Source organism: Streptomyces sp. NPDC043996 (genome assembly GCF_056435225.1).
In genome coordinates this window covers 16,017-39,460 of sequence record NZ_JBWKEY010000003.1, presented here as the reverse complement: position 1 = coordinate 39,460, position 23,444 = coordinate 16,017, and the positions used below count along the sequence as shown (strand labels likewise).

The following is a 23,444-nucleotide window of genomic DNA, read 5'->3' as shown; positions in this document are numbered from 1 at the left end:
CGGCCGATGGTCAGGCCTGATCGACAAAGGGTAAGTGGAATGTCAGAGTCAGCAGAATCCGGGGTGCGGGTGGCGGCGGCGCCCGCGTCCGACCCGCACTACGCCAAGCGCTGGTTAATCCTGGCGGTGATCGGCGTCGCGCAGTTCACGATCTTCCTCGACACCACGGTCGTCAACATCGCGCTGCCGTCGGCCCAGGCCGACCTCGGGTTCAGCGACGGGGACCGGCAGTGGGTCGTCACCGCGTACGCGCTCGCCTTCGGCAGCCTGCTGCTGCTCGGCGGCCGCGTGGTCGACCTCATCGGCGCCAAACGCTCCCTGATGGTCTCGATCGTCGGGTTCGGCCTGATGTCGGTGCTCGGCGGCGCGGCCAACTCCTTCGGCATGCTGGTGACGGCGCGCGCGCTGCAGGGCGCGTTCGCCGCGCTCGTCGCGCCCGCGGCCCTGTCGTTCCTGCTGACCGTGTTCACCGACCCCAAGGAACGGGTCAAGGCCTTCGGCGTCTACGGCGCCCTTGGCAGCGGCGGGCTCGCGCTCGGCCTGCTGCTCGGCGGCGCCCTGACGGACTGGTTCGACTGGCGCTGGTGCCTGTACGTCAACGTGATCTTCACGGCGGCCGTGTTCGTCGGCGCGGTGCTCACCATGCAGAACCGGCAGGCGGAGCACCGCCCGGAGAAGCTCGACCTGCCCGGCACGGTGACGGCGTCGGTCGGTCTGTTCTGCCTCGCCTACGGCCTGTCCAACGCCGACGACGGCGAGTGGGGCGGCGCCGACGTGTGGGGGCTGCTCCTCGCGGGCGGCGTCCTGCTGGTCGCCTTCGTGCTGTTCGAACTCCGTACGCGCACTCCGCTCCTTCCCATGCGGATCGTCCTGCACCGCAATCGCGGCAGCGCGTATCTGGGCATGTTCCTGCTTGGCATCGGCCTGTTCATCCAGTTCCTCTTCCTCACCTATTACCTCCAGTTGATCCTGGATTTCTCGGCGATCGAAAGCGGTCTCGCGTTCCTGCCGATGATCGTCGGAATCGCGATCGGCGCGACCACCATTCCGCCGGTCCTGGAACCGAAACTCGGGGCACGGGTGCTGATTCCGGTGGGGCTCGTCCTCGCCGCGGTCGGATCGTTCTGGATGAGCAGGCTCACCGTCGACAGCTCGTACGCGGCGGGCATCCTCGCGCCCATCCTCATCGCCGGCATCGGGTTCGGCCTCGTGGTCTCGCTGGGGGCCGCGGTGGCCACGGTCGGCGTCGAGCCGCAGGACGCCGGAGCCGCGTCGGCGCTGGTCAACACCGTGCAGCAGGTGGGCGGTTCGATCGGCACCGCGCTGCTCAGCACGCTGGCGATCACCGCCGCCGACAACTTCGTCGAGGGCAAGACGCCGACTCCGCAACTCGCCGCGGAAGCCTCCGTGGAGAGCTATACGACCGCGTTCTTCTGGGGCGCGGTGGTCTTCCTCGCGGGCGCGGTCATCTGCGGACTGCTCTTCGACCGGTACGTATCGGTGTCGGCGGAAACCGATGCCGAGGCCGGTGGAGCGGCCCCCGTACCCGGTATGTGATGACCGGTTCCACCGGGAATCCGGCCGCCCACTGGTCCTTGGTTCCAAGGACCAGTGCGGCGGCCGGTTTTCGTATTCCCGGCGCTGTGACCGCGCGTCCCCGAGTGGATTGACTTGACCACAACACGTGGCGCGGTGAGCCCTCCCCGATCGGGGTCGGCCCCCGACCCGCAATCGAAGGAGGACTTCGTGACAGCAGTGGCCGATGAGCGGGTGGGCGGGACGACCGGGTCCGCGGCGGACGTGGCGGAGCTCTTGCGGCGCGCCCGCGAGCTCGCCCCGCTGATCCGCGAGAACGCCGTGAAGACCGAGGAGGACCGCAGGCTCGCCGAGGAGGTCGTGGTCGCGCTGCGGGACGCGGGCCTGTTCCGGCTGACGACGCCCGCCCGCTTCGGCGGCTACGAACTGAGCCTGCCCGACCTGCTTTCGATCGTCGTGGAGGTCGGCAAGGCCTGCGGCTCGGCGGGCTGGAACCTGTCGATCGACACCGCCTCGACCCGGTTCGCGCTCAACGCGATGCCGGAGACCGCCCTGTCCGACATGTTCGAGGGCAACCCCGACGCGTACGTGATCTCCACGGCCCATCTGAGCACGACCAAGGCCTGGCGCGCCGAGGGCGGCTACAAGGTGAGCGGCACCTTCCCGTGGAGCTCGGGCTGCGAGATCGCCGACTGGGCGTACATCCCGGTGGTGCACGTCTACGACGGCGACGAGCAGACCACGGACCTGGTCGGCGTCGTGGTGCCCATGAGCGACCTGAGGATCGAGCGGACCTGGCACTCGGCAGGCCTGGCCGGCTCCGGCACCCACACCTGCGTGGCCGAGGACGTGTTCATCCCCGAGCGCAGGGCGGCCGGGTTCAGCCTCACCGACCTCGTCGGCGAGGACCACCGCGACAGCATGCTCATCCAGGGCAGCGCGCAGTCCCTCGCCGCGATCGTCGGCGCCGCCCAGGGCGCCCTCGAGGTCACCAAGCAGATCCTCGACAAGGGCCGCCCGATCACGTACGCCAACTTCGAGCGGGCCATGGACGCGCCGTCGGTGCAGATGTGGTACGGCGAGGCCGCGCACCTGATCGAGACCGCCGGGATGCACCTGCGGGAGGTCGGCGCGGCCCTCGACGGCATCCCGGAGACCCAGCAGGTGCCGTGGGCGGACCGGGCCCGCATCCGCATGCACGAGAAGTCCGCCCAGGAGAAGGCGAGGGCGGGCGTGGAGAAGCTCCTGGACGCCGTCGGCGGCAGCGCGTTCGCCCTGTCGAATCCGCTGCAGCGCCTGTGGCGCGACATCTCCGTGATGAGCCGGCACAACGCGCTCAACGCCCCGCTCATTCTGGAGGACTACAGCCGCGCGGTCCTCGACGTGCACCCCGCGGTGACCCTGCTGTACTGAGGAAAAGAGCCGGTCGTAACTCCTTTGAGGGAGCGGCAGGTCTCCTTCTTTCACGGCATCGGTGCGGCTTGGCGGCCGTATGAGCAAAAGGGCCGCCGAGTCGCGCCTATTTGTGTTTCTGATCGCAAAGAAATCCCTTTTCTTGGCGACTGGTATCGGCCACCAGGTTTTCCGTCCCGATTTAGGCCGCTGAGACAAGCAACGCCGTCGGCGGGCGTCGTTGACTGGTAGGCATGAGACAGATCGCCGTGGTCGGATTGGCTTGTCGTTTCCCCGGGGCCAGCGACGGCCACGGGTTCTGGCGCATGCTGCGGGACGGGACCGACGCCGTGCGCCAGGCGCCCGATGACCGCTGGCGCGGCGCCGAACTTCCGCACCGTCGGGGCGGGTTCGTCGACGGGATCGACCGCTTCGACGCGGGGTTCTTCGGCGTCTCGCCGCGCGAGGCCGCCGCGATGGACCCGCAGCAGCGCATGATGCTGGAGCTGGCCTGGGAGGCCCTGGAGGACGCGCGGATCGTCCCCGCCACCCTGGGCGGCGGCGACACCGGCGTGTTCGTCGGCGTCATGTGGGACGACTACGCGGCTCTCCAGGACCGCCTCGGCCCCGACGGCGTCAGCCGCCACACCATGACCGGCACCCGCCGCGCGATCATCGCCAACCGGATCTCCCACCACCTCGGCCTGCGCGGCCCGAGCATCGCCGTCGACACCGCGCAGTCTTCCTCCCTCGTCGCGGTCCACATGGCGGCCGAGAGCCTGCGCCGCGGCGAGTGCGGCGTGGCCATCGCCGGGGGCGTGAACCTCAACGTCCTCGCCGAGACGACGCTCGGCGCGGCCCGCTTCGGCGGCCTCTCGCCGGAGGGCCGCTGCGCCACCTTCGACGCGCGCGCGGACGGGTTCGTACGCGGCGAGGGCGGCGGCGTCCTGGTGCTCAAGCCGTTGGCCGCGGCCCTCGCCGACGGCGACGACGTGGTGTGCGTCCTCGACGGCGGCGCCGTGAACAACGACGGCGCGGGCGAGGGCGAGCACACCGGCCTCACCGTGCCCAGCGCCGCCGCGCAGGAGGAGGTCATCCGGCAGGCCCACCGGCGCGCCGGGTTCGCGCAGCGCCGGGTGCAGTACGTGGAGCTGCACGGCAGCGGCACCAAGGTGGGCGACCCGGTCGAGGCCGCCGCGCTCGGCGCCGCCCTCGGCCGGGCCCGGCCCGCCGGGGCGCCCCTCGCGGTGGGCTCGGTCAAGACCAACATCGGGCACCTGGAGGGCGCGGGCGGCATCGCCGGACTCATCAAGGTGGCCCTGAGTGTCCGGCACCGGATGCTCCCGCCGAGCCTGCACTTCACCGCGCCGCCCCCGGAGATCCCCCTGGACGACCTGGGCCTGCGGGTGCAGACCGAGCTCGCGCCGTGGCCCGACCCTGACCAGCCGCTGGTGGCGGGCGTGAGCTCGTTCGGCGTCGGCGGCACCAACTGCCACCTGGTGGTCAGCGAGGCCCCGGCGGCGGCCCGCGCGACCGGCGCGCTTCCCGTGACGGGTGCACGTCCCACGACCGGCGGGTCCGTCACGACCGGAGCCACGACCGGAGCCACGTCCGCACCCAAGGCCGAAGCCGAAGCCGAAGCCCTGGCCTGGCCCCTCGCGGGCCGCACCGGCGAGGCGCTGCGGGCCCAGGCGGCCCGGCTCCTCGCGTTCGTGGACGCCGGTCATGAGGACGCCGCGGACATCGGCCTGTCCCTCGCCACCACCCGGACCGCCTTCCGCCACCGCGCGGTCGTGGTCGGCCGCGACCGGGCGCAACTGCGCGACCGCCTGGCGGAGTTCGCGGGCGGCGCGGCCGTGGCGGGCGTCGCGGGCGTCGTCGAGGGGCAGGCCACGGCCGCCGGGAAGACGGTGTTCGTCTTCCCCGGCCAGGGCGCGCAGTGGGCGGGCATGGCGACGGAACTCCAGGACTCCGTACCGGAGTTCGCCGCCTCCCTGAAGGCCTGCGAGGAGGCGTTCGCCCCGTACGTCGACTGGTCGCTGACCGAGGTGCTGCGGGACGCGGCCGCCCTGGAGCGGGTGGACGTGGTGCAGCCCGCGCTGTTCGCCGTGATGGTGTCGCTCGCCGCCCTGTGGCGCTCCCGGGGCGTCGAACCGGCGGCCGTCGTCGGCCACAGCCAGGGCGAGATCGCCGCCGCGTGCGTGGCGGGCGCCCTCTCGCTGGACGACGCCGCCCGCGTGGTGACCCTGCGCAGCCAGGCCCTCCTCGCCCTGTCGGGGAGCGGCGGCATGGTGTCGGTGCTGCGGTCGGCCGACGAGGTGCGCGAGCGCATCGCCGAGTGGGACGGCGCGGTGTCCATCGCCGCCGCCAACGGCCCGTCGTCGGTGGTGCTCTCCGGCGACCCCGACGCCCTTGACGAACTCGTCGCGCGGTGGACCGCCGAAGGCGTCGAGACCCGCCGGATCGCCGTCGACTACGCCTCGCACTCGCCTCAGGTGGAGCGGATACGGGAGCGGCTGCGCGCCGTCCTCGACGGGATCAGGCCGGTGTCGTCACCGGTGCCGTTCTACTCGACCGTGACCGGCGGGCTCCTCGACACCGCCGCACTCGACGCCGCGTACTGGTACCGCAACCTGCGCCAGACCGTGGAGCTGGAGCGCACCACCGAGGCGCTGGTGGGCGCCGGGCACACCGTGTTCGTCGAGTGCAGCCCGCACCCGGTGCTCCTGCCCGCGCTGCGGGACACCGTGGAGCGCGCCGGGCTCGACTCCGGCGTGGTCACCGGATCGCTGCGGCGGGGCGACGGCGGGCCGCGCCGGTTCCTCGCCTCGCTGGCCGCACTGCACGTGCGCGGCGTCGACGTGGACTGGTCCCGGGAGTTCGCCCCGCGCGGCGCCCGGAGCGTGGCCCTGCCCACCTACGCCTTCCAGCGCGAGCGGCACTGGCTCACCGAGGCCGCCGAGCGCCCCGCCGCGCCCGCCGCCCCGGACACGACGGAGACCCCCGCCACCACCGCGGCCACCTCCCCGGCCGTCTCCCCGCCCGTCTCCCCGGCCCTCGCCGGGCCCGAGGCGCTGGCCCTGGTGCGGTCGACCGTCGCGGTCGTCCTCGGCCACGCGGACGGCGACGCGGTGGACCCCGGCGCGACGTTCAAGGACCTCGGCTTCGACTCGCTGTCCTCGGTGGAGCTGCGGGACCGGCTGAGCACGGCCACCGGCCTCGCGCTGCCCGCGGGACTCCTGTTCGGCCACCCCACCCCGAATCTCCTCGCCGACCACCTGCGGCTGCTCGCCGCGGGCGGCGAGGAGCCCGCCGAGGCGGCGACCGGCCCGACGGCCGACGAGCCGGTCGCCGTCGTCGGCATGGCCTGCCGCCTGCCCGGCGGCGTCGCCTCGCCCGACGACCTGTGGCGCCTGGTCATGGACGGCACCGACGCCATCTCCGAGTTCCCCACCGGCAGGGGCTGGGACACCGAGCGGCTCTACGACCCCGACCCGGACCACGCGGGCACGTCGTACACCCGGCACGGCGGCTTCCTGCACGAGGCCGACCAGTTCGACGCGGAGTTCTTCGGCATCTCGCCGCGCGAGGCCGCCGCCATGGACCCGCAGCAGCGCCTCCTCCTGGAAACCTCCTGGGAGGCCCTGGAGCGCGCCGGGATCGACCCCGCCGCCCAACGCGGGGCGCCCGTCGGCGTGTTCGTCGGGGCGATGGCGCAGGACTACGGCCCCCGCCTGCACACCGCGCACGCCGAGTCCGACGGCTACCGTCTGACCGGCAGCACCATCAGCGTCGCCTCCGGCCGCATCGCCTACACCCTCGGGCTCCAGGGCCCCGCGGTCACCGTGGACACCGCGTGCTCCTCGTCGCTCGTGGCCCTGCACCTCGCCGCGCAGGCCCTGCGGAGCGGCGAGTGCTCGCTGGCCCTGGCGGGCGGCGTCGCGGTGATGTCGACGCCCGGGATGTTCGTGGAGTTCAGCCGCCAGCGCGGCCTCGCCGCCGACGGCCGATGCAAGGCCTTCGCGGCCGGTGCCGACGGCACCGGATGGGCCGAGGGCGCGGGCACCGTCGTCCTGGAGCGCCTCTCGGACGCGCGCCGCAACGGCCACCGCGTCCTGGCCGTGCTGCGCGGCAGCGCCGTCAACCAGGACGGCGCGTCCAACGGGCTCACCGCCCCCAACGGCGTCGCCCAGGAACGGGTGATCCGCCAGGCGCTCGCCGGAGCCGGGGTGTCCCCGGGCGACGTCGACGTGGTCGAGGCGCACGGCACCGGCACGACCCTCGGCGACCCCATCGAGGCCGACGCGCTCGCGGCGACGTACGGCAGGGACCGGGAGGCGGGCCGCCCGCTGCTGCTCGGCTCCCTGAAGTCCAACATCGGCCACACCCAGGCCGCCGCCGGAGTGGCCGGCGTGATCAAGATGGTGCAGGCGCTGCGCAACGGCGTGGTGCCGAGGACGCTGCACGCGGACGAGCCGACCCCGCACGTGGACTGGAGCGCGGGCGGCCTGCGCCTGGTGACCGAGGCCTGCCCGTGGCCCGAGACGGGCCGTGCCCGCAGGGCCGGAGTGTCCTCGTTCGGCATCAGCGGCACCAACGCCCACGTGATCATCGAGCAGGCGCCACCGGAGCCGGAGCCGGTGCGCGAGCCGGAGCCCGGGCGGGACGGCCGGGAACGGCGGCCCGGCGCGGCGGCCGGTCCCGCGCTGCCGTGGGCGTTCTCCGCGAGCAGCGAGGACGCCGTCGCCGACCAGGCCGCCGCCCTGCTGTCCTTCGTCGACGCGCACCCCGGCCTCGACCCCGCCGACGTCGGGTTCTCCCTGGCCGCCGCCCGCACAGGACTGCCGCACCGGGCCGTCGTCGTCGGGGCCGACCTGCCCGCGCGGCGCAGCGGACTCGCCGCGCTCGCCGCAGGGACCGAGGCGCCCGGCGTGGTGCGCGGCACCGCGCGCGAGAGCGGCCGCGTGGTGTTCGTCTTCCCCGGCCAGGGCTCGCAGTGGACCGGCATGGCCGTCGAACTCATCGACACCGCCCCGGTGTTCGCCGCGTCCATGCGCGCCTGCGCCGAGGCCCTCGCCCCGCACGTCGACTGGGACCTGTTCGACGTGCTGCGGGACGCGGCCGCCCTGGAGCGGGTGGACGTGGTGCAGCCCGCGCTGTTCGCGGTGATGGTGTCGCTGGCCGCCCTGTGGCGCGCCCACGGCGTGGAGCCCGCCGCCGTGGTCGGGCACTCCCAGGGGGAGATCGCCGCCGCCTGCGTGGCGGGCGCGCTCGACCTGGCGGACGCGGCGAAGGTCGTCGCCCTGCGCAGCAAGGCCATCCTGGCGCTCTCCGGCGCGGGCGGCATGGTCTCCGTCGCCCTGCCCGCGCACGAGGCCGCCGCGCGCCTGGAGCGCTGGGGGGACCGCCTGTCCCTCGCCGTGGTCAACGGCCCCGGGTCGGTCGTCGTCGCCGGGGACCTGGACGCCCTCGACGCCCTGGTCGCCGAGTGCGAGGCCACCGGGGTCCGGGTCAAGCGGCTCCCGGTGGACTACGCCTCGCACTCGGCGCACGTCGAGCGGATCGAGGGCGAACTGGCCGTACTCTTGGCCGGTCTCGCGCCCCGCGCGGCGGCCATCCCGTTCTACTCGACGGTGACCGCGGGCGTGCTCGACACCTCCGGCCTCGACGGCGGGTACTGGTACCGCAACCTGCGCGGGCAGGTCCGCTTCGCCGAGACGCTCGCCGTGCTCGCCGCGCACGGGCACTCGGTGTTCGTCGAGGTCAGCCCGCACCCGGCGCTGACGACGGCGGTCGAGGACGCGCTGGAGCACGCGGTGGCCCTCGGCTCCCTGCGCCGCGACGACGGCGGCCCCGAACGGTTCCTGACCTCCCTGGCCGAGGCGTACGCGCGCGGCCTGAGCCCCGACTGGCGCGCCGTCTTCCCCGGCGCCCGGCACGTCGACGTCCCCACCTCCGCCTTCCGGCGGCGGCGCCACTGGATCGACAGCGCCCCGACGGACGGCTCTGCGGACGTCGCGGCGGCGGGACTCGCCGCCGCCGACCACCCGCTGCTCGGCGCGGTGGTGGAACTCCCGGACTCCGGCGGCCTGCTGCTCACCGGGCGCCTCTCGCTCCAGGCCCAGCCTTGGCTCGCCGACCACGGGCTCGGCGACGTGGTGCTGCTGCCCGGCACGGCCTTCGTCGAGCTCGCGATCCGCGCGGGCGACGAGGTGGGCTGTGCCGAAGTGGCGGAGCTGACCTGCGAGGTGCCGCTGGTCCTGCCGCCGCGCGAGGCCGTCGCGGTCCGGGTCACGGTCGGCGAAGCGGACGCGTCCGGCCACCGCGACCTGGCCGTCCACGCCCGCCCCGCGGACGGCTCCGGCGGCTGGACCCGGCACGCCAGCGGCGCGCTCGCCCCCGGCGGGACCGAGGAGTTCGACCTCACCGCCTGGCCGCCGCCGGGCGCGGTCGCCGAGGAGTGGGACGGCGGCTACGACCGCTGGACCGCACTCGGCTACCGCTACGGACCGGCGTTCCAGGGCCTGCGCGGCTGGTGGCGGCGTGGCGCGGAGACCTTCGCCGAGGTCGCCCTGCCGCCCACCGCCGAGGCCGAGGCGGGCCGCTACGGACTGCACCCGGCGCTCCTGGACGCCGCCCTGCACGCCGCCGTCGCCGAAGGGCCCGACTGCCGCCTGCCGTTCTCCTGGCAGGGCGTGCGCCTGCGGGCCACCGGCGCGTCCGCGCTGCGGGTACGGATCACGCCGGAAGGCCCGGACACGGTGTCCCTGCGGCTCGCCGACGCCACCGGGGCACCGGTGGCCTCGGTGGAGTCCCTCGCGCTGCGCCCCACCCCCGCCGGGCAGCTCACCGCCCCGGCGCCGGACGCGCTGTTCCGGGTCGACTGGGCCGAGACGCCGGTGCCGCGCGCCCCCGCAGACACCGGGCCGTGGGCGGTCGTCGGCGCCGACGCGTTCGGCATCGGCGCGCCGGTCCACGCCGGACCGCGCGAGCTGGCCGCGGCCGGTCCCGTGCCCGACGTGGTGTGCGCCGCGCTCACCGGCGAGCCCACCGCGGCCGGGGCCCACGCCGTGGCCGCCCGCGCGCTCCTGCTGATCCAGGAGTGGCTCGCCGACGACCGGTTCGCCGGGGCGAAACTGGCCCTGCTCACCCGCGACGCCGTGGTCACGGCGCCGGACGAGAAGCCGGACCCCGGGGCGGGACCCGGGGCGGCGGGCGCCGGAGTGTGGGGCCTGGTCCGCTCGGCGCAGCGGGAGCACCCCGACCGGTTCGTCGTCGTCGACCTGGACGGCACCGAGGCCTCCACCGAGGCCCTGCCCGCGGCCCTGGCCACCGGGGAGCCGCAACTCGCCGTCCGCGCGGGCCGCGTCCTGGTGCCCAGGCTCGCCAGGGTCACCCCCGGCGGCCGGAGCGCGGGCCCTGACCTCACCGCGGGCACGGTCCTCGTCACCGGCGCCGGCGGCACCCTCGGCGGGCTCTTCGCCCGGCACTTGGTGTCCCGCTACGGCGTGACCCACCTGCTGCTCACCAGCAGGCGCGGGCCCGAAGCCCCCGGCGCGGCCGAACTCGCCGCCGAGCTCACCGCGGCGGGCGCCACCGTCACCACGGCGGCCTGCGACATCGCCGACCGGGACGCGCTGGCCGCGCTCCTCGCGTCGGTCCCCGCCGACCGCCCCCTGACCGGCGTGGTGCACGCCGCAGGTCTCCTCGACGACAGCGTCCTGGAAGCGATGCGGCCCGAGCAGCTGGAGCGCGTCCTGCGGCCGAAGGTCGACGCCGCCCTGAACCTGCACGAGCTCACCGAAGGGCTCGACCTGCCGCTGTTCGCGCTGTTCTCCTCGGCGGCCGGGATCCTCGGCCTGCCGGGACAGGCCAACTACGCCGCCGCCAACGCGTTCCTCGACACCCTCGCACAGCGCCGCGCGGCCCGGGGCCTGCCCACGGTGTCGCTCGCCTGGGGCCTGTGGGCCCCGGCCAGCGGCATGACCGGGCACCTCGCCGACGCCGACCTCAGCCGGATGCGCCGCGCGGGCCTCACCGCGCTGTCCACGGCGGACGGCCTCGCCCTGTTCGACGCCGCCGTCGCCACCGGCACGGCCCTGCTCGTACCCGCCCGGATCGACCCGGCCGCGGTGCGCGCGCAGGGCGCGGTGCCCGCACTCCTCCGCGGAGTCGTGCGCGCACGCGTCCGGCGGGCGGAGGCCGCCGCGGGCGGCCCCGGCGGTGAGACCTCCCTCGCTCAGAGCCTGGCCGGTCTCTCCGACGCCGACCGCGCCCAGGCCCTCCTCGGCCTGGTGCGCGAGCACACCGCCACCGTGCTGTCCCACGGCACGGCGGGCGAGGTCGACCCCGCCCGCACCTTCAAGGAGCTCGGCTTCGACTCGCTGACGGCGGTGGAACTGCGCAACCGCCTGGGCACGGCGACCGGCCTGCGGCTGCGGGCCACGCTGGTGTTCGACTACCCGACGCCGTCGGCGCTCGCCACCCACCTCACCGGCGCGCTCGGCCCGGACGAGCGGGCGCGGCCCGGCGCGGCCACCGGGCCCGAAGCGGCCGCCGTACCCGAGGCGCCGCCCGCGCCGGAGCTGGACGGGCTCGGACTCGACCAGCTCTTTGACCTCATCGATGGCGAACTTGGCACGTCCTGACCCGGAGGGCCCTGTGACGAACGAAGAGAAGCTGGTCGAGTACCTCAAGCGGGTCACGGCCGAGCTCCAGCAGACCAAGCGGCGGCTGCGGGACGCCGAGCGGGAGAGCCGGGAACCGATCGCCGTCGTCGGCATGGCCTGCCGCTTCCCCGGCGGCATCACCACGCCCGAGGACCTGTGGCGGCTCCTGGAGACCGGCGGCGACGCGATCGGCGACTTCCCCGCCGACCGGGGCTGGGACCTGGAGTCGCTGTACGACCCGGACCCCGACACGCCGGGCCGCACCTACACCCGGCGCGGCGGATTCCTCAGCGGCGCCACGGACTTCGACCCGGAGTTCTTCGGGATCTCGCCGCGCGAGGCGCTCGCCATGGACCCGCAGCAGCGGCTGCTCCTGGAGACCGCCTGGGAGGCCCTGGAGCGGGCCGAGGTCCGCCCCGCCGCGCTGCACGGCGCCCGGGTCGGCGTGTTCGCGGGCGCCATGGCACCCGACTACGGCCCCCGCCTGCACCAGGCCACCGGCGGCGCCGAGGCCCACCTGCTCACCGGCACCACCAACAGCGTCGCCTCCGGCCGGATCGCGTACACCCTCGGCCTGGAGGGGCCCGCGGTCACCGTCGACACGGCCTGCTCCTCGTCGCTCGTCGCGCTGCACCTGGCGGTCCAGTCGCTGCGCCGCGGGGAGTGCTCCCTGGCCCTCGCGGGCGGCGCCACCGTGATGTCGACGCCGGGCATGCTCGTCGCGTTCAGCCGCCAGCGCGGCCTCGCCCCCGACGGGCGCTGCAAGTCCTTCGGCGACGGCGCCGACGGCACCGGCTGGGCCGAGGGCGTCGGCATGCTCCTGGTGGAGCGGCTCTCGGACGCCCGGCGGCTCGGGCACCCGGTGCTCGCCGTGGTGCGCGGCAGCGCCGTCAACCAGGACGGCGCGTCCAACGGCCTGACCGCGCCGAACGGCCCCGCCCAGCAGCGGGTGATCCAGCAGGCCCTCGCGGACGCCGGTCTGGCCGCGGCCGACGTGGACACCGTCGAGGCGCACGGCACCGGCACCAGGCTCGGCGACCCCATCGAGGCGCAGGCCCTCATGGACACCTACGGCCTGGACCGCGAACGCCCCCTCTACCTCGGCTCGTTGAAGTCCAACATCGGGCACACCCAGGCCGCCGCCGGAGTGGCCGGAGTGATCAAGACGGTGCTCGCGCTGCGGCACGGCGTCCTGCCGAAGACCCTGCACGCGGACACCCCGTCGTCCCACGTGGACTGGTCGGCGGGCACGGTGCGCCTCCTGACCGAGCGGCGCGCGTGGCCGGAGACCGGCGAGCCCAGGCGGGCCGCGGTGTCGTCGTTCGGGATCAGCGGCACGAACGCGCACCTGATCCTGGAGCAGGCACCGAAGGCGGAGGCGCCCGAGGAGGCCGCGCCCGCACAGGGGGCGCCGCTGCCGCTCGTACCGGTGGTCCTCTCGGCCACGACGCCGCAGGCCCTCGCGGCGCAGGCGGGCCAACTCCTGGCCTCCGTCGACTCCTTGGACCCGCTGGACGCCGGGTTCACCCTGGCGACCACCCGGGCCGCGTTCGAGCACCGGGCCGCGGTGGTGGCCGCGGACCGCGAAGGACTGCGCGCCGGTCTGCGCGTCCTCACGGAGGGCGGCACCGCGTCCGGCGTGGTGCGGGGCACCGCGCTCCCCGGCCGCACGGCGTTCCTGTTCGCCGGGCAGGGCACCCAGCGCCCCGGCATGGGCCGCGAGCTGTACGCGGCGTTCCCGGTGTTCGCCGCCGCCCTGGACGAGGTGTGCGCCGGATTCGAAGGCCTCCTCGAACAGCCCCTGCGCGACGTCCTGTTCGCGGACTCCGAGGACGGGGCGCACCTCCTTGACCGCACCGGGTGGGCGCAGCCCGCGCTGTTCGCCGTCGAGGTCGCGCTCGCGCGGCTGCTCGGCTCGTGGGGCGTGCGCCCTGAGGTGGTGGCCGGGCACTCGATCGGCGAGCTGTCGGCCGCGTTCGTCGCGGGGCTGTGGACGCTTCAGGACGCCTGCCGGGTGGTGGCGGCGCGCGGACGGCTGATGGAACGGCTGCCCGAGGGCGGCGCGATGGTGTCGCTGCAGGCGACGGAGAGCGAAGTCGCCGAAGCCATCGACGCCATCGAAGCCATCGACGACATGGCTACGGAGGGACTTCCGGGCGCGGCGGCCGGGATCGCGGCCGTGAACGGCCCCGAGTCGGTGGTCGTGTCCGGCGCGGAGGACGCGGTGCTGCGCGTCGCCGGGCACTTCGCGTCCCTGGGGCGGCGGACCAAGAGGCTGCGGGTCAGCCACGCGTTCCACTCGCCCCTGATGGACCCGATGCTTGAGCCGTACCGCGAGGTCCTCGCCGACGTGGCGTTCCACGAGCCGGTCCTGCCGATCGTGTCGACCGTCACCGGTGAGCCGATGGCGGCGGACGAGGTCTGCTCGCCCGCGTACTGGGTGCGCCAGGTCCGCGAGCCGGTGCGGTTCGCCGCCGCCGTGCGCCGCCTCCAGGACGACGGGGTCACCCGGTTCGTCGGCGCGGGCCCGGACGCCACGGTGACCACGATGGCCGAGGGCGGCCTCGCCGAGCCCGGCGGCGCCCCGGCGCCGGTGGTGGTGCCGGTGCTGCGCGCCGACCGCCCCGAGCCCGCCGCCGCGCTCACCGCGCTCGCCGCGGCGCACGCGCACGGCGTGGAGGCCGACTGGGCGCGGGTGTTCGCGGGGACGGGCGCGGCCACCGCGCCGGTGCCGACGTACGCCTTCCAGCGCGAGCGGTACTGGATGGACGTCCCGGCGGGGGTGGACGGCCTGCGCGCCGCGGGCCTCACCGCCGGGGAGCATCCGCTGCTCGGCGCGGTCCTCACACTGCCAGGATCCGGCGGCACGGTCCTCACCGGGCTGCTCTCGCTCCAGGCCCAGCCGTGGCTCGCCGACCACGCCGTCTTCGGCCGGGTGATCGTGCCGGGCGCGGCGTTCGTGGAGATGGCGCTGCGCGCGGGCCGCGAGGTGGGCTGCGACCTGCTCGACGAACTGACGCTGCACGCGCCGCTGGTGCTCGGCGAACGCGGCGGCGCCCGGCTGCGGGTCGTGGTCGAGGACGCCGACGGCTCCGGCCGCCGCACGGTGTCGGTGCACGCGTGCGCCGAGGACGGGGCCTGGGTCCGGCACGCGAGCGGCACGCTCGCCGGGTGGTCGAGGCCCGCCGGGTTCGACGCCACCGTGTGGCCGCCGCGCGGGGCCAAGGAGGTCCCGGTCGCGGACGCGTACGCCGGCCTCGCCGCGCGCGGCTACGACTACGGGCCCGCCTTCCAGGGCCTGCGGGCGCTGTGGCGGCGCGAGGACGAGGTGTTCGCCGAGGTGGTCCTGGCGCGGGAGGCGCCCGGGGCCGAGGCGTTCGGGCTGCACCCGGCGCTCCTCGACGCCGCGCTGCACGCGGTCTGGTTCGGGTCCTTCCTGGACGGGATGGACGGCGCGGTGCTGCCGTTCTCCTGGTCGGGCGTGTCCCTGTCGGCGTCCGGGGCGTCCGCGCTGCGCGTGCGGATGGCGCCCGCCGGCCCTGACGTGGTGTCGGTGCAGCTCGCCGACGCCACCGGGGAACCGGTGGCGTCGGCCGAAGGACTGCGGTTCCGGCAGCTGCCCGCGAGCGGCCCCGGCACGCCCGCGGACTCGCTGTTCCGCGTGGACTGGTCGGCGCTGCCCGCCGAGCCGCGGGACCCCGTCCGGTGGGCGCGCGCCGAGACCCTCGCGGACGTGCCCGCCGACCCGGGCGTGGTGTTCCTGCGCTGCCCGGCCGGTCCTGACGCCCGGCGGGTGACCGGCGAGGTGCTCGGTGTCGTACGGGAGTGGCTCGACGACGAGCGGTTCGCCGCAGGGACGCTCGTCCTGGTGACCGAGGGCGCGGTCGGCGCCGAGCCGGGGGAGCCCGTCGACGGGCTCGCCCAGGCGGGCGTGTGGGGCCTGGTGCGCTCGGCGCAGACCGAGAACCCGGGCCGCTTCGGCCTGGTGGACGTGGACGCGGAGCCGGTGGCGTGGGACGCGGTGGCGGCGCTCGTCGCCCAGGAGCCGCAGCTCGCGGTGCGCGCGGGCCGGACGCTGGTGCCACGGCTCGTCCGCGCCGAGAGCGAAGTGGGGGCCACCGACGCGCACGGGGAAGAACCTGGGGAGGAATCCGGTCAACAGGCCGCCGCGCCCGCCGCGTTCGGCACCGGCACCGTGCTCCTCACCGGAGCGACCGGCACCCTCGGCGGGATCGTGGCCCGGCACCTGGTGACCGCGCACGGGGTGCGGCGGCTGCTCCTGACCAGCCGCGCGGGCGCCGCCTCCGCCAAGGGCGCGGAGCTGGTGGCCGAGCTGACCCGGCTCGGCGCCGAGGTCGACCTCGCCGCCTGCGACACGGCCGACCGCGACGCGCTGGCCCGCCTCCTGGCCGCCGTCCCGGCCGAGGCCCCGCTGACCGCCGTCGTCCACGCGGCCGGAGTCGTCGACGACGGCGTCCTCACCGACCTGACGCCACGGCGCCTGGAGGCGGTGCTCGACCCCAAGATGGTCGCCGCCGGGCATCTGCACGAGCTGACCCGCGACCTCGACCTGACGGCGTTCGTGCTGTTCTCCTCGATGTCCGGCCTGATCGGACCGGCGGGCCAGGCCAACTACGCGGCGGGCAACGCCTACTTGGACGCCCTCGCCCAGCACCGGCGGGCCCGGGGCCTGCCCGGCGTCTCCCTGGCGTGGGGCATGTGGGCCGAACGCAGCGCCATGACCGAGCACTTGGCGGACGTGGACCTGGCCCGCCTGGCCCGGCTCGGCGTGAGCCTGTTCTCCTCGGAGCAGGGCGTCGCGCTCCTGGACGCCGCGCTCGGCCTCGACGAGCCGGTGCTCGCCCCGGTGGCCCTCGACCTGCCCTCGGTGCGCGCCCAGCGGGACGTGCCGCCGATCCTGCGGCGCCTCGCGGGCCGCGGGGCGACGCCGCCGCCGTCGGCGCGGCCCGCGCCCGCCGCGCACTCCCTGGCGGACCGGCTCGCGGGCCTGTCCGACGACGACCGGTACGCGGTCCTGCTCGACGTGGTGTCCGCGCGGATGGCCGACGTGCTCGGCTACGCGTCGGTCCACGCCGTCGAGCCCGACCGCGCGTTCTCCGACCTCGGGATCGACTCGGTGTCCGCGGTGGAGTTCCGCAACCGGCTGAGCGCCGAGACCGGGACGCGGCTCGCGCAGACGCTGGTGTTCGACCATCCGACGGCCGCCGCCGTCGCCCGGGAGCTGGTCCGCGCCCTTGCCGCCCAGGCCCCGGCGGCGGCCCCGATGGGCTCGGCCCTCACGGAGCTGGAGCGCCTGGAGGCGGCCCTCACGCCGTCCTCGGCGACGGGACCCGACGGCGACGAACTCGCCCAGCGCGTCGAGGCCCTGCTCCTGAGGCTGCGCGCGCTCCGCGACTCCGCGGACGGGACGGCGGAGCGCCTCGACGTCACCGACGCGACGGACGAGGAGCTCTTCCAGTTCCTGGACGGCAGCTGAGCCCAGTTCCTGGACGGCAGCCGAGCACGGTCACGGCCGACCGGCGCTGACCCGCACGCTCCCGTGCGGACCCGCACACTCCAGTGCGGACCCGCCCGGTCCAGCGCGGTCCAGCCAGGTAATTCACGCCACCCAGGCGCGATTACCGGACCATTACCGGCCGTGACGGAAAGCGTGCCAGGCTGCCGACCCCCTCACCGCATCCGCTCTCTGGTATGGAGGTCGTCCGTTGTCCGGCTCCTCAACGACGCGGGCCACAGGGCCCGCGCGACCATCGTTGCCCTCCGACCGGCTGCCGTCGCTCACAGGGCTGCGCTTCGTGGCGGCCCTGATGGTCTTCGCCACCCACATCGTCTTCTACACCCGGCTCATACCGGGCGACACCGGAGTGGAGCTCAGGGACGCGTTCGCGCTCTCGGGCTCCTACGGCGTCGGCTTCTTCTTCATCCTGAGCGGCTTCGTCCTCACCTGGACCGCCCGGAGCAGCGACACGACGCCGTCGTTCTGGCGCCGCCGCCTGACGAAGATCGGCCCCATGCACCTGGTCACCTTCGGCCTGGCCGCGCTGTTCGTCATCAACACCGACCGGCCCACGCGCACGGTCGACTGGCTCGCGTCCCTGACCATGCAGCAGGCGTGGTTCCCCGACGTCCAGACCACCGCCGCCGTCAACGGCGTGAGCTGGTCGCTGTCCTGCGAGTTCTTCTTCTACCTGGCCTTCCCCCTGCTCCTTCCCCTGCTGCGCCGCATCCGCGAGGAGTGGCTGTGGCCCGCGCTCGGCGCGGTGGTCGGCCTGATCGCGCTCGCGTTCCTCGTCGCCACGCACGTCGTGACCGACCAGCCCCGGCTGCTCGCCTTCGGCGTGAACGGCGACCTGTCGTTCGACCAGGTGTGGTTCGTGTACTTCTTCCCGCCGGTCCGGGCCCTCGAATTCGTCCTCGGCATCCTCCTGGCCCGGGTCGTCCTCGCGGGCAGGTGGCCGCGCGTCGGCCTGGTGCCCGCCTTCGCCCTTGCCGTCGCCGGATACGTACTCGCCCTGAAGGAGCCCTACTTGGTGGGGTCGGGTGGCCTGGCCACCGTGTGGACCGCGCCCCTCATCGCCGCCGCCGCGGTCGCCGACCAGCGGGGGACGGCCTCGGTGTTCCGCAGGCCGACGATGGTGTTCCTGGGGGAGATCTCCTTCGCGTTCTACATGGTCCACTGGATCGTCATCATGACGGCCGCCGAGTGGATCGGGCCCACCCGCGTGTACTCGCTGACCACCGGCTCGCTCATGGTGCTCGCCCTGCTCGCGGTGGCGACGGTGTGCTCCACGATCCTGTACTACGGAGTGGAGAGGCCGCTGATGCGGCGCTTCGGGCGGCACAGGACCGGCGCGGGGACCACGGCCCTGCCCCAGGCGCCCCAGGCCGCGACCTCCGCGCGGGCCTCGGAGGGACAGCGCGTACCGGAGTGACCCCGCGCACCACGACGGCGAAGTGCCCGGCACCCACGAGGCGCCGGGCACTTCGCCGTCCTCGACAGCCCTACCCGGCGGCCAGCGACACCCACGCGCTGCCGCCGACGCCCTGCCGGTGCGGGGACCACGTGCGCGCGGACGGCTTCGGCTCCTCGCGGAACCCGCCGAGCCTGCCCCGGTGGAAGACCAGCGGGGCGGGCTCGTCCGGGTGCACGGCAAGGGCGGTCACCCGGGCGACGAGGATGACGTGGTCGCCCGCGACGTGCTCCGTCTCCAGGGCGCACGAGACCCGGGCGAGCGCGTCGTCCAGCTCCGGGCCCGCCGCCGACGGAGTCCACGGGACCCCGGCGAACCGGTCGACGCCCTTCAGCGAGAACCGCTGGCACAGCGGCGCCTGCCCGGCGGCGAGGACGTTCGCGCAGAACGTGCCGCTGCGCCGCAGATCGACCAGCGTCGCCGACTCGTGCGCGACGCAGAGCATGACCAGCGGGGGATCCAGCGACACCGACATGAACGAATTCGCGGCCATGCCGACGGGCGCGCCCGAGGGGCCCGTGGTGGTGACGACCGCCACCCCGGTCGGCAGACATCCGAGGGTGCGCCGGAATTCCGCCGCGTCGAACGGGGCAACCATGAACCGACTCCGTCCCTTGGCCTTTTTGTCCTTTGGCCCTTTTGTCCTTCGGTCTTTTCCCGCAGTGTGGCCGAGCGCCCCGCCCACCGCATTGGGACGGGCCGCCAAGACTTCAGGACCCAAGTGGCCCACCGGCGCAGTCGGCGCGCGCCACCGGGCACGGCCGGACGGCGCCGGTGATGACGTACCGTCGGCTCAGCCCCGCACCACGAGCCAAGGACGAACCCACGAACCCCCACACCACCCCCGACAACATCCCCGACAACACCCCCCACATCACCCCTGACATCACCCCCGGCACGCCCGCGCGGCGGCCCCTCTGGCGCGGGCAGGGACCGGCCGTCGCGGTGGTCGCGCTCGGCGGCGCCCTCGGCGCCCTGGCCCGCTACGGCGCCGCCCAGCTGTGGCCCACCGCCCGGGGCGGCTTCCCGTGGACGACCCTGGGCGTCAACGCGCTCGGCTGCGCCGTGATCGGCGTGTTCATGGTCCTCGTCACCGAGGCCAGGGCCGCCCACCCCCTGGTGCGGCCCTTCTTCGGCACCGGCGTCCTCGGCGGCTTCACCACGTTCTCCACGTACGCCGTCGACGTCCACGGCCTGGTGGACGAGGGCCGCCCCGCGACCGGCCTGCTCTACCTCGCCGCGACGCCCTGCGCGGCGCTCCTCGCGGTGTGGGGCGCGGCGGCCGCGACCCGCCGCGCGAAGGGACGGAACCCGGCGTGAACTGGCTGCTCGTGGCCGCGGGTGCGGCGGTCGGCGCGCCGCTGCGCTATCTGACCGACCGGGCCCTGAGCGCACGGCACGGCGGCGCCTTCCCCTGGGGCACGTTCACCGTGAACGCCGTCGGCTGCCTGGCCCTCGGCCTGCTGACGGGCGCCGCGTCCCGGGACGTCCAGCTCCTGCTCGGCACCGGCCTGTGCGGTGCCCTGACGACGTACTCCACCTTCTCCTACGAGACCTTGCGCCTCGCCGAGGGCGGGGCCGGGCTCCGCGCCGCCGGGTACGCGACCGCGAGCGTGGCGGTGGACGTGGGCGCGGCGTTCGCCGGGGCGGGGTTCGCGGGCGCCCTGTGGGGGTGACCCGCTGAACCCGCGCGCACCGGCGGGAACTCACGCGCCGCCGGGTGCGACTCCTGGACAGGGCGGTGCGATCCGCCCGAGCTGAGCGGGTCTGGGAGTGATGTGATGCGTGCGCGTGCGCGGATGAGGCGGATGAGCTGGGGAGCGGCGGCCGCCGTGAGCGGACTGCTCGTCGCCGGGTGCGGCGGCGGTACGGCGGAAGGATCCCGCGACGAAGGAGCCGCGGCCGGCGGGTTCCCGGTGCGGGTCAGCGACTGCGAGGGGCGCACGACCACCTTCCCGGCGGCCCCGCGGAAGATCGTGACCAGCAACGCCGCCGGGCTCGAACTGCTGCTCAGGCTCGGCGCCGGGGACCAGGTCATCGGCACCGGCTTCCCGCCCGGCAAGGGCACCCTGCCCGGGGCGCTCGGCGCGCGGGCCGACGACGTCGACGTGCTCAGCAGGTCCGTCATCCCCAAGGAGAAGCTGCTCGGCTCCGGCGCCGACCTCTACCTCGACTCCTTCGCCTCGATGAGCGCCATGGGCGGCGGCATGGGCGACGCCCCGACGCCCGAGGAGTTCAAGGCGGCCGGGATCAAGCACGCCTACCTCAAGTCCACCGCCTGCGCCGACAAGGCCGACAAGCCCGTGACCGACCTGTCGGCCGTCGAACGCGACATCACCTCGCTCGGCGCCGTCACCGGCAACACCGACACCGCCAAGGAGATCGTCGCGGGCATGCGCGCGAAGGTCGCCGCCGTCCGCGCGAAGGTGCGCGCCGTTCCCGGGCGCGAGCGGCCCACGTACTTCTTCTTCGACTACGACGCCGGGACCAAGCAGCCCGTCGCCGTCTGCAACCGCCAGGTCGCCCACGCGGTGATCACCCTCGCGGGCGCCAGGAACGTCTTCGCCGACTGCGACGGCGCGTTCAAGAAGACCGGCTGGGAAGACGTCATCGCCAAGGACCCCGACTGGATCCAGCTCGGCGTCCGCAACCGCGGCGGCGCGCGCGCCAACGCCAAGGCCTTCGACGAGGCCCGCGCGTGGCTGGAGACCAACCCGGCCACCAAGGGCCTGCGCGCCGTCAAGAAGGGGCGGTTCCTGCGCATCGGCTCCGAGGCCACGACCATCGCCGGAGTGGCCAACGCCGACACCGTGACGCGCATCGCGCGGACGGTCCACCCCCAGCTGTTCCGCACGCCATGACCCCGCCGCTGGCCGCGGCCCGGCGCGTGGGCCGTGCCCGCGCCGAGGGCGAGGCGCGCGGCGTGCCCGCCGGGCTGCTCGCCGCCGCCCTCGGCGCCGCGCTGCTGATCGCGCTCACCGCGGCCGTGTCCTGGGGCTCGACGTCCATCCCGCCCGGCGAGGTGTGGGGCGTCGTCGGGCGCAGGCTGAGCGGAGAGGCGCCCCGGCCCGGCACCAGCGACCTCATCGTGTGGCAGCTGCGGGTGCCGCGCGCCCTGCTCGCCGCGCTCGTCGGCGCCGGGCTCGGCCTGGTGGGCACCGCCGTCCAGGCCCTCGTCCGCAACCCGCTGGCCGACCCCTACCTGCTCGGCGTCTCCAGCGGCGCCTCCCTCGGCGCGGTCGCCGCGATCGTGCTCGGCACCGGCGCGGGCGGCGCCCTCGGGCTCGGCCTCTCCGGCGCCGCGTTCACCGGCGCCCTCGTCACCTTCGCCCTGGTGTGGGCCGTGGCCCGGCGCGGCGGCGGCTTCGCGCCGCTGCGCCTGGTGCTCGCGGGCGTGGCCATCGGCCAGTTCTTGTCCGGCGTCACCAGCTACCTGGTGCTCCAGGCCGGGGACGAACAGCAGACCCACAGCGTGCTGTTCTGGCTCATGGGCAGCCTCAGCGGCGCCACCTGGCAGCTGCTCGCCGTGCCCGCCGTGACCGTCCCGGCCGCCCTGCTGCTGCTCCAGGCCCGCGCCCGCGCCCTCAACGCCCTCCAGATGGGCGACGAGACGGCCGCCGGGCTCGGCATCGGCGTGGGGCGGCTGCGCCGGGAGCTGTTCGTGGTGACCAGCGTCCTGACGGGAACGCTGGTGGCGGTGTCCGGGGCGATCGGCTTCGTCGGCCTGCTCGTGCCGCACGTGTGCCGCCTCGTCGTGGGCGGCGACCACCGCAGGCTCCTGCCGCTGTCCGCGCTGACCGGCGCCGTCCTCATGGTCGTCGTCGACATCGTCTGCCGCACCGCCCTGGCCGAGCAGGAGCTGCCCGTCGGGGTCGTCACCTCGCTGATCGGGGCCCCGGCGCTGCTCCTGCTGCTCGACCGGCGCCTGAAGAACGGGAGTTGAGGACCGCCGTGCGGATCGACATCGAGGACCTGCGGGTCGCCTACGCCGGACGCGACGTCCTCGCCGGGGCCCGCCTCGTCGCCGCCGACGGCGAGATCACCGGGCTCGTCGGCCCCAACGGCAGCGGCAAGTCCACGCTCCTGCGCACCGTCTACCGCCATCTGCGGCCGCGCGCGGGCCGGGTGCTCCTGTCCGGCACGGACCTGCGCGAGCTGACCCCCGCGCGGGCCGCCCGGCACGTGGCCGCGCTGCCGCAGGAGCGCGGCGCGGACGTCGAGCTGACCGTGCGCGAGGTCGTCGCGATGGGCCGCACCCCCTACCAGCGGGCGTTCGCGGGGGAGGACGCCACTGACCGGGACACCGTCGCGCACGCCCTGGCCGAGACCGGCATGGACGGCGCCGCCGCGCGCCGCTTCACGGCCCTGTCCGGCGGCGAACGCCAACGCGTCCTGCTGGCACGGGCCTTCGCCCAGGAGCCGGACGTGCTCGTCCTCGACGAGCCGACCAACCACCTCGACGTCCGCCACCAGGTGGAGCTCCTCGCCCTGCTGCGCGGCAAGGGCCGTACGACGCTGGTGTCCCTGCACGACCTGAACGCGGCCGCCTCGGTCTGCGACCGGCTGCACGTCCTGTCCGAGGGGAGCGTCGTCGCCTCCGGGCCGCCCCGCGAGGTGCTCACGCCCGCGCTCCTCGCGGAGGTGTTCGGCGTGCGCGCCGCCGTCGTCGACCACCCGCTGACCGGCGACCCGCTGATCGCCTTCGACCACAAGGCCCCGGTCGCGGACCCGGCGCCCGCGCCCACGGCCTGAGCGGCGGCTCGTACGCCGTCGCCGCCCCGCCGTCCGCCCGGCGTTGGGTGCGGTACGTGAGGGGCGCGGACATCCGGTGAAGGCCCTGTGGGGTGCCGCGTTC

At 75.2% G+C, this 23,444-nt stretch carries 11 protein-coding genes; 10 read left to right on the top strand and 1 reads right to left on the bottom strand.

The genetic code is table 11. The features are described from left to right. The first annotated feature begins 39 nt into the window (after window positions 1-39). From AC07A4_RS07705 to AC07A4_RS07685, 5 genes are all read left to right on the top strand, one after another. Window positions 40-1,557 carry an MFS transporter gene (locus AC07A4_RS07705; RefSeq protein ID WP_478594460.1) on the top strand — a complete coding sequence of 506 codons (1,518 nt, stop codon included), beginning with the start codon at window positions 40-42 and terminating at the stop codon, window positions 1,555-1,557. A 189-nt stretch (window positions 1,558-1,746) separates the two neighbouring features. After that, a complete protein-coding gene (locus AC07A4_RS07700; RefSeq protein ID WP_478594458.1) occupies window positions 1,747-2,949 on the top strand; it encodes an acyl-CoA dehydrogenase family protein in 1,203 nt (400 codons plus the stop codon). 233 nt (window positions 2,950-3,182) lie between these two features. Then, window positions 3,183-11,576: a type I polyketide synthase gene (locus AC07A4_RS07695; protein WP_478594456.1), complete on the top strand. Its 8,394-nt coding sequence runs from the start codon at window positions 3,183-3,185 to the stop codon at window positions 11,574-11,576. Then, window positions 11,563-17,094: an SDR family NAD(P)-dependent oxidoreductase gene (locus AC07A4_RS07690; protein ID WP_478595879.1), complete on the top strand. Its 5,532-nt coding sequence runs from the start codon at window positions 11,563-11,565 to the stop codon at window positions 17,092-17,094. The genes AC07A4_RS07695 and AC07A4_RS07690 overlap by 14 nt, the downstream gene beginning before the upstream one ends. Window positions 17,095-17,323: 229 nt before the next feature. Further along, a complete protein-coding gene (locus AC07A4_RS07685) occupies window positions 17,324-18,550 on the top strand; it encodes an acyltransferase family protein (RefSeq protein WP_478594454.1) in 1,227 nt (408 codons plus the stop codon). A 70-nt stretch (window positions 18,551-18,620) separates the two neighbouring features. On the opposite strand, the gene AC07A4_RS07680 is transcribed toward AC07A4_RS07685, so the two are convergent. Beyond that, window positions 18,621-19,187 (bottom strand): flavin reductase family protein, encoded by a 567-nt coding sequence (locus AC07A4_RS07680; RefSeq protein WP_478594452.1) that lies wholly within the window; start codon window positions 19,185-19,187, stop codon window positions 18,621-18,623. 179 nt (window positions 19,188-19,366) lie between these two features. Here AC07A4_RS07680 and crcB point away from each other — a divergent pair, with 179 nt between their 5' ends. The 5 genes from crcB (at window position 19,367) to AC07A4_RS07655 (ending at window position 23,341) form a co-directional block, all read left to right on the top strand. Further along, the gene (gene crcB / locus AC07A4_RS07675; RefSeq protein WP_478594450.1) at window positions 19,367-19,909 is read left to right on the top strand and encodes a fluoride efflux transporter CrcB; all 543 of its coding nucleotides are present in this window, start codon (window positions 19,367-19,369) and stop codon (window positions 19,907-19,909) included. Beyond that, window positions 19,906-20,265: a fluoride efflux transporter FluC gene (locus tag AC07A4_RS07670; RefSeq protein ID WP_478594447.1), complete on the top strand. Its 360-nt coding sequence runs from the start codon at window positions 19,906-19,908 to the stop codon at window positions 20,263-20,265. The genes crcB and AC07A4_RS07670 overlap by 4 nt, the downstream gene beginning before the upstream one ends. A 132-nt stretch (window positions 20,266-20,397) precedes the next feature. Next, entirely contained in the window at window positions 20,398-21,450 is a 1,053-nt protein-coding gene (locus AC07A4_RS07665; protein WP_478594444.1) for an ABC transporter substrate-binding protein, read from the top strand. Then, on the top strand, window positions 21,447-22,532 hold the full coding sequence (locus AC07A4_RS07660) for a FecCD family ABC transporter permease (protein ID WP_478594441.1): 1,086 nt from the start codon (window positions 21,447-21,449) through the stop codon (window positions 22,530-22,532). The genes AC07A4_RS07665 and AC07A4_RS07660 overlap by 4 nt, the downstream gene beginning before the upstream one ends. Before the next feature lie 8 nt (window positions 22,533-22,540). Then, window positions 22,541-23,341: an ABC transporter ATP-binding protein gene (locus AC07A4_RS07655; protein ID WP_478595876.1), complete on the top strand. Its 801-nt coding sequence runs from the start codon at window positions 22,541-22,543 to the stop codon at window positions 23,339-23,341. Window positions 23,342-23,444: the final 103 nt, after the last annotated feature.

What these genes read in the sequence shown, in the direction of transcription:
- AC07A4_RS07665 (WP_478594444.1), top strand. Translation starts at nt 20,398, where the DNA reads ATGAGCTGGGGAGCGGCGGCCGCCGTGAGCGGACTGCTCGTCGCCGGG.
- AC07A4_RS07695 (WP_478594456.1), top strand. Translation starts at nt 3,183, where the DNA reads ATGAGACAGATCGCCGTGGTCGGATTGGCTTGTCGTTTCCCCGGGGCC.
- crcB (WP_478594450.1), top strand. Translation starts at nt 19,367, where the DNA reads ATGACGTACCGTCGGCTCAGCCCCGCACCACGAGCCAAGGACGAACCC.
- AC07A4_RS07680 (WP_478594452.1), bottom strand. Translation starts at nt 19,187, where the DNA reads ATGGTTGCCCCGTTCGACGCGGCGGAATTCCGGCGCACCCTCGGATGT.
- AC07A4_RS07705 (WP_478594460.1), top strand. Translation starts at nt 40, where the DNA reads ATGTCAGAGTCAGCAGAATCCGGGGTGCGGGTGGCGGCGGCGCCCGCG.
- AC07A4_RS07660 (WP_478594441.1), top strand. Translation starts at nt 21,447, where the DNA reads ATGACCCCGCCGCTGGCCGCGGCCCGGCGCGTGGGCCGTGCCCGCGCC.